Source organism: Microcystis sp. M165S2, from assembly GCF_020245885.1.
GTDB lineage: Bacteria > Cyanobacteriota > Cyanobacteriia > Cyanobacteriales > Microcystaceae > Microcystis.
In genome coordinates this window covers 1-7,259 of sequence record NZ_JADBTZ010000050.1, presented here as the reverse complement: position 1 = coordinate 7,259, position 7,259 = coordinate 1, and the positions used below count along the sequence as shown (strand labels likewise).

6 protein-coding genes and 1 pseudogene are annotated in these 7,259 nt (G+C 44.6%); 4 read left to right on the top strand and 3 right to left on the bottom strand.

All coding sequences use genetic code 11. The features are described from left to right. The coding region (locus IM479_RS02660; protein WP_287699140.1) for an RNA-guided endonuclease InsQ/TnpB family protein at positions 1–317 on the bottom strand (317 nt) is incomplete at its 3' end. A 297-nt stretch (positions 318–614) separates the two neighbouring features. Between IM479_RS02660 and argC the strand changes: the two genes are divergently transcribed. Continuing rightward, positions 615–1,676, top strand: a complete 1,062-nt coding sequence (gene argC / locus IM479_RS02655; protein ID WP_286825586.1) for an N-acetyl-gamma-glutamyl-phosphate reductase — start codon at positions 615–617, stop codon at positions 1,674–1,676. Between the two features lie 166 nt (positions 1,677–1,842). Here the strand turns inward: argC and IM479_RS02650 are convergent, their stop codons facing one another. Next, positions 1,843–3,135, bottom strand: coding sequence for a D-alanyl-D-alanine carboxypeptidase (locus IM479_RS02650; RefSeq protein ID WP_287684911.1), 1,293 nt, complete (start codon positions 3,133–3,135; stop codon positions 1,843–1,845). A 149-nt stretch (positions 3,136–3,284) separates the two neighbouring features. Here IM479_RS02650 and plsX point away from each other — a divergent pair, with 149 nt between their 5' ends. From plsX to fabD, 3 genes are all read left to right on the top strand, one after another. Next, a complete protein-coding gene (plsX, locus tag IM479_RS02645) occupies positions 3,285–4,340 on the top strand; it encodes a phosphate acyltransferase PlsX (RefSeq protein ID WP_287684913.1) in 1,056 nt (351 codons plus the stop codon). 173 nt (positions 4,341–4,513) lie between these two features. Then, positions 4,514–5,515 (top strand): beta-ketoacyl-ACP synthase 3, encoded by a 1,002-nt coding sequence (locus IM479_RS02640; RefSeq protein WP_287077100.1) that lies wholly within the window; start codon positions 4,514–4,516, stop codon positions 5,513–5,515. A gap of 243 nt (positions 5,516–5,758) precedes the next feature. After that, the gene (fabD, locus tag IM479_RS02635) at positions 5,759–6,685 is read left to right on the top strand and encodes an ACP S-malonyltransferase (RefSeq protein WP_287684912.1); all 927 of its coding nucleotides are present in this window, start codon (positions 5,759–5,761) and stop codon (positions 6,683–6,685) included. Positions 6,686–6,935: 250 nt separating this feature from the next. On the opposite strand, the pseudogene IM479_RS22490 reads toward fabD, so the two are convergent. After that, a pseudogene (locus IM479_RS22490) lies at positions 6,936–7,031 on the bottom strand (PEP-CTERM sorting domain-containing protein); the annotation flags it as partial. Positions 7,032–7,259: the final 228 nt, after the last annotated feature.

The following is a 7,259-nucleotide window of genomic DNA, read 5'->3' as shown; positions in this document are numbered from 1 at the left end:
TGATGTTTTTTCTTAAAGTTAGGATACTTAGTACGACCAGCAAAGAAGTTAGTGAAAGCTGTTTGTAAATGTCTTAACCCTTGTGGTAAAGGTACACAACTTACTTCATTGAGAAAGTCTAATTCTTCTTGTTTTTTCCAATCAGTTAGCATTGAAGAAGTTTGAGCATATCCTACTCTTTCTTGTCTTTCGTACCATACTTGTGTTCGTTCGTGGAGAGCTTTGTTGTAAACCAATCTTACACAGCCCAAAGTGCGCCGCAATAGCGACTCTTGTTCTGGTGTGGGGTAAAATCGAAACGAATAGGCTTTTTCCATATTTCACATTCTGGCATATATCGTGTAAATGCGCTAGTATTTAACAGTAAAGCCGTCGTGAAACGACGGGGTTTCAGACCCAAAATTTTCGATGAAAGATTCCCTCAAACGAAAACTTCGTACCTCATCATTAAGATAACCGCCTATTGATCAAGAGAAATTGACGGTTTATGGACAACCCGGCCCAGATACTAGATTTTTACAGGAAGTTTTTTGATTTAAATCCTGCTGGTTGGGCTAAAATTCAGCCATACTAAAGCGTTATATTAACGATAAGAATTTTTAGGAATAAGGGAAATGACGCAAGGACAGAAGGTTTCAGTGGGTATTGTCGGCGCTTCGGGATATGGTGGCGTACAGTTGGTACGTTTGCTCAAAGAACATCCCCTTGTCGAATTAGTGTATCTGGGGGGCGATAGTAGCGCCGGAAAACCCTACAGTGATTTATATCCCCATCTCGGTCATAGTATTAATCTTAATGTGGAGGCGATCGATTTAGAGACAATTGCCTCCCGTTGTCAAGTGGTTTTCTTGGGTTTACCCAATGGTTTAGCCTGTGATTTAGCCCCTCCTTTGATCGCTAAAGGGTGTAAAGTGTTGGATCTGTCGGCAGATTATCGTTTTACTAGCCTAGAAACCTATAGTAAATGGTATGGCAAGGAACGTCAGGATCAAGCGATCGCATCTAAGGCTGTGTACGGTTTACCGGAACTTTATCGGGAAGATATTAAAAATGCCTCTTTGATCGGTTGCCCCGGATGTTATCCTACTGCTAGTTTAATGGCGATTTCTCCCCTGTTAAAACAGGGTTTAATTGTCCCGGAAACCACGATTATTGATGCCAAATCGGGAACTTCGGGGGGAGGAAGACAAGCTAAGATTAATATGTTATTGGCAGAAGCAGATAGTTCGATCGGGGCCTATAATGTAGCGGGAAAACACCGTCATACTCCTGAAATCGAGCAGATTTGCAGTCATTTAGCCGGTCATGAGGTGCGCGTCCAGTTCACTCCCCATTTAATGCCTATGGTTCGGGGTATCCTGTCCACAGTCTATGCAACTTTGCGGGATCCCAATCTGGTGCGGGATGATTTGATCACTATCTACAATGCTTTTTATCGCGCTTCTCCCTTTGTCAAAATCCTACCGGGGGGAGTCTATCCGCAAACTAAATGGGCCTGTGGTACTAATTTATGTTATCTCGGTATTGAAGTGGATCCGAGAACCGATCGAGTGATAGTGATGTCAGCGATCGATAATTTAGTTAAGGGACAATCGGGACAAGCGGTACAATGTCTCAATCTCATGATGGGTTGGGAAGAATCCCTTGCTTTGCCGCAAATGTGTTTTTATCCTTAAAAATTCGGCTCTCTTGGATATTGGGTAAAAAATGTTCAAGATGTTACATTATGGGCGCAAGCGTTGCGTCCCTACATTCCAGCCGGTGTGATTAGTAGGGGCCTATAGCGTAGGCCCTCCCTTCGATAAGATTCGCTGATCACCATAACCTCTTAGCCAATCAATTCTAGAAACCCTGACTTACCCGACTGGGATCACCTAAAAAGGCCCTTGGCGGAATCGATCCTTTAGTGGCTTCCGGGAGAATTTGCCAGTGTTGATCTAAAGCTTGTAAAACTCGATCCTGCTGATTTCTGAATCCCTCGATATTGCCACTACCGGCATTCATAATCACAAACCAAACTTTACCCCTTTCTTGGGTGGGAATTTCTCCGGCTAAAGCACTAACTTGGGCCAAAGTTCCAGTTTTAATCATCACTCCTTTGGGAATGGCGCGCCACTGCATAGTTCCTTTGGTATCGCGTCCCCCCACCGGAAATAAATCGGCGACTTGTATCGGTTGATTGGCTAACTTGCGATCCAATGCTTTAAGAATCTCAATAACTGCTCGGGGAGACAAGCGATTTTCTACACCCAATCCCGAACCATTAATTAATTGAATTTCCTCCGCTCCTACCCCAGTAATTTTAGTATTAATTGCGTCCACTGCCGCCGGGCCACCGAGCAGCTCCGCTAACATTTCTGACATGACGTTATTACTATAAATATTCATCTGACGCAACAGTTCCGTTAAAGTCAAGGACTGATGGCCCAACAATAATCGGGCATTTTCGGGGCGAATTTGACTGGCTCGAACCATGCCCAAAATCTTCACCTGTGGGGCTTGTGTGCCGCTAGGAAGGCTTTGAAAAGCTTTTTGGGTTTCTTTTGACCATTTCGATTGATCAAGCCCAATTTTCAGCAATTCTCCCGCTTTGAGGGGATCGGTTTGAAAATTCATGGCGAATTTACCCGTAACGATCAGATCGCCTTTGACCTGACGGATGCCTAATTGATGGAGGCCATTGCCCACTGCGATCGCTTCTTCCCAGACAAATAGAGGATCCCCTTCCCCGTCAATAATTAAATCTCCCTCTAACACCCCGTTTTTTACCTCTCCCGTGCTGTAAAAACGAGTAGCAAAACGATGATCGAGAGGCCAGGTTTCCACGGCGGCGAGAGTAGTGGCGATTTTAGTTAAAGAAGCCCCCGAAGCGGGCAGATTACCCTGATGATCAGCTAAATCAGCCCATTCCGTCTCAATTAAGACCCGTTGTTGACTAGAGTTTAAACCTTTTTTAGTCAAGTCTTGCAGATAATCGGCCACGATCGCCGCCACCCGGGGATCGGGAGCGGTGGGAAGGTGGAAAATAGGTTGATTTTGCCAAGAAATTAGGGGAATATTGGCGATCGGTTGGGATTGCCCCCCCAACCAACCCAAGAGAAAGCCGAAAACTGCCAAATTAAAAACTGAGAACATCTTTTCCTTAATCGCAATGATGCCTTATTGTATAGAAATGATTGGTAATTTTTAACAATTGCTCGATCAGAAAACACTAATCCTCGATCGGCCAGCTTTTGTCAAGAGCTGCCGCTCAACTTATTAAAGATTTCTATCCCACTGACTCAATGGCAGAAACGGCATTAAATCGGGCAAGAATCGCGGTAGATGCGATGGGAGGTGACCACGCTCCCAACGAGATTATCGCGGGATCGATGCGAGCTTCCGAAGAATTAGATGTAGAAGTATTATTAGTCGGCGATTCTGAACGGATTGAGGCTTATTTCCAGCATCATCCCCGTCCCAAGAATCTCACGATCGTCCACGCAGAGGAAGTGGTGGCCATGGACGAAGAGCCGATCACCGCTATCCGTCGCAAACCAGCGGCCTCGATTAATGTGGCCATGGATTTAGTCAAACAAAATCGCGCCGATGCGGTGGTGTCCGCCGGTCACTCCGGGGCAGCCATGGCGGCAGCGTTACTGCGTTTAGGTCGTTTAAAAGGAATCGATCGCCCAGCGATCGGTGCGGTGCTGCCGACGATGTTAGCGGGTAAATCGGTGATTATCCTCGATGTGGGGGCGAATGTGGACTGTAAACCCAAATATTTAGAGCAGTTTGCCCTAATGGGGACAATTTACAGTAAATACGTTATGGGTGTTGAAGAACCGAAAGTCGGTTTACTCAATATCGGCGAAGAACCCAGCAAAGGTAACGATCTCGCCCTAAAAACCTACGAATTATTAGAAAATAACCAGCAAATTCCCTTTATCGGCAATGCTGAAGGCCGGGATGTGCTATCGGGACAATTTGATGTGATCGTCTGCGATGGTTTTGTTGGTAATGTCCTGTTAAAATTTGCCGAAGCGGTGGGAGGAGTTATCCTACAAATTCTCAAAGAGGAATTACCTAGGGGGATACAGGGTAAAGTGGGGACGGCTTTAATTAAACCCAATCTGAAACAGATCAAACAACGCATGGATCATGCGGAACACGGTGGTGCGCTGTTATTTGGAGTCGATGGGGTCTGTGTGATCAGTCACGGCAGTTCCCAAGCGCCTTCGATTTTTAATGCCATCCGACAGGCGAAAAATGCCGTCGATAATCGCGCTTCTGAGCGCATTCAAGCCTACAATGACCACCATCATCAATTAAAAAAGTTGTCGGTGAACGGTGAAGATTAAGCCGTCAGCCTTTTGCTGTTATCAGTAAACAGTAATCAGTGAAAAGACAGTAGGAAACTGCTATTTAATACTGCTCACTTAATACTCAAATCTGGTAACTGATGACTGACCCACTGATGACTGATAACTGATAACTGATGACTGATAACTGATCACTGAAAAGGGGGACTATTTTGAACGGATTCGGGGCAGGAGTCGCTATAACTGGATGTGGATCGGCCACACCGGAGCAATTTCTCAGTAATGAAGAACTCAGCCAAATTGTCGAGACTTCCGATGAGTGGATTAAAAGTCGTACAGGCATCGGTAAACGCCATTTAGCGGATCAATCGGTGTCTTTGAGTCAATTAGCAGCCCAAGCGGCGATTAAGGCTCTAGAAATGGCTCAGGTGTCGCCTAGGGACATCGATCTGATTCTCTTGGCTACTTCTACCCCCGATGATCTGTTCGGTAGTGCCGCCCAAGTTCAAAGTCAGATCAAGGCCAATCGGGCGATCGCTTTTGATCTCACCGCCGCCTGTTCGGGTTTTCTGGTGGGATTAGTCACCGCCACCCAGTTTATCCGTACTGGTACTTACCGCAATGTCTTGGTTATCGGGGCCGATGTTCTCTCCCGTTGGCTGGATTGGAACGATCGCGCTACCTGTGTCCTCTTTGGAGATGGGGCAGGGGCGGTGGTTTGTCAAGCAAATGATACAAAAGATAACATTCTCGGTTTTGAACTCCATAGCGACGGCAGCCAGAATGGTTCTCTCAATCTCGCCTATGAGGGGGAAGAATTGCCCCTTAAGGAGGGCGTAAGCGTTCAAAAAGGGACCTATAAGCCCCTAACGATGAACGGACGGGAAGTCTATCGTTTTGCCGTGGCGAAAGTGCCAGAGGTCATCGAAAAAGCTCTCTATCGAGCTAATTTAACCACCAGTGATATCGATTGGTTAGTTTTGCACCAAGCTAATCAAAGAATTATGGACGCGGTGAGCGAGCGCCTGAAACTGCCTCCGGAAAAAGTGATCAGCAATCTCAGCGAGTATGGCAACACTTCCGCAGCCTCGATTCCTCTAGCCCTCGATGAAGCTGTCAGGAGTGGTAAGGTCAAAAAAGGTGATATTATTGCTTCTTCTGGCTTTGGTGCCGGTTTAACTTGGGGTGGGATTATCTTCCGTTGGGGAGATTAATTCAGTAAACAGTGATCAGTAAACAGTGATCAGTAAACAGTAAACAGTAAACAGTAAACAGTAAACAGTAAACAGTAACCAGTAAACTAAAAACTCACATCTGATAACTAAAAACTCACATCTGATAACTAAAAACTCACATCTGATAACTGATAACTGATAACTGATAACTGATAACTGATAACTGATAACTGATAACTGATAACTGACCCAAACACATCTATCTATCTATTTTAAGAACTTATGAAAACAGCGTGGATATTCCCGGGACAAGGATCGCAAGCGTTAGGAATGATTGGAGATTTAGCGGAAAGTGCGCTTGGCCAAGAGAGATTAGAAATAGCAGAAAGAATCCTCGGTTGGTCGGTCTTGAAAAAATGTCAAGGGGATGAAGAAACCCTATCTCGTACTCTTTATACCCAACCTTGTTTATTTGTGGTGGAGAGTATTTTAGCGGATTTGTTGCAAGAAAAAGGTCATTTTCCCGATCTAGTTGCCGGTCATAGTCTCGGTGAATATTCGGCTTTGTATGCGGCCAGGGTGTTTAATTTTGAAACAGGATTAAATCTAGTTCAAAACCGTTCCCGTTTGATGGATGCGGCCGAAGGTGGTAAAATGGCCGCCTTAATGAAATTCGATCGCACCAGTCTAGAGACAGTGATTAATCAGACGGAAAATGTAGTTATTGCTAATGATAATAGTGCCGAACAAGTGGTGATTTCTGGGACTCCTGAAGCGGTGGATTTGGTATTAGGTCAAGTGAAAGTTAAGCGGGTTATGCCCTTAAAAGTATCCGGTGCTTTTCACTCTCCCTTGATGGAAAATGCTGCTATTCAGTTTCAGCAGATTTTAGAATTAGTTAATTTTCGTTCTGCAAAAGTTCCCGTTATTTCTAATGTTAATCCTAGCCAACCGATCACCGATGCGGAGGAATTAAAAAGTTATCTCATTCAGCAGATGACTAGCTCCGTAAGATGGCGAGAAATTATCTTAAAATTGCTGGATGTGGGTGTGGAAAAAGCGATCGAAGTGGGACCAGGTAAAGTTTTAACTGGTTTAATTAAACGAACTGTTCCTGCAATTGAGTTAGAAAATATCAGTCAATTAGCCGATATATCCAAGGGTAACGAAGATGTTAAATTGCAGGGTTCATTAATTGGTGTTGGTTAAATTATCTAGCAACATTTTCGACAAAGGAAGTAAATTGATGGATACCTAAGGTTTGCGGCAAAAAGTTTTTCGGTGGGGGTAGGGTGTGGGGTGTGGGGTTTTACCAGTTTTGAGGTGGCCAATTACCTAATTTTCAGGGAAAAAGTGCCTAAATTTCCCCCCGATCACTCCCATATCCAGTAATTTTTAATTGACAAAAGGTCTAAAAGTCTTACCCAACAAGGTTTTTAGCTTTATTCAGCAAACCCTAGGTAGCGGTAAAAATAGCGGCCTGGGCGGGAATGGCACTGAAAACGGCACAAGTCACCGGGGGAAGGCAAAGGGCTTTTAGCAGTTGATTAGTCATTTTTGATTGATTGCAAGTTTAAGAATGGGGAAAAACTGCTATTTATACCCCATAAATCATTGCTTAATAGTAATAAGCATCATAATCCTACCCCCCCCCGAATTTGTCAAGTATTCTCCGTTTTTTATTGATGAATCCGGAAAAAGCCCATCAGGGAGAGAGTGGAAGGGTTCGCCAAGGAAACATCTTAAATTAATCAGTAATGATTAGGATTGCGCTATTTTAGGG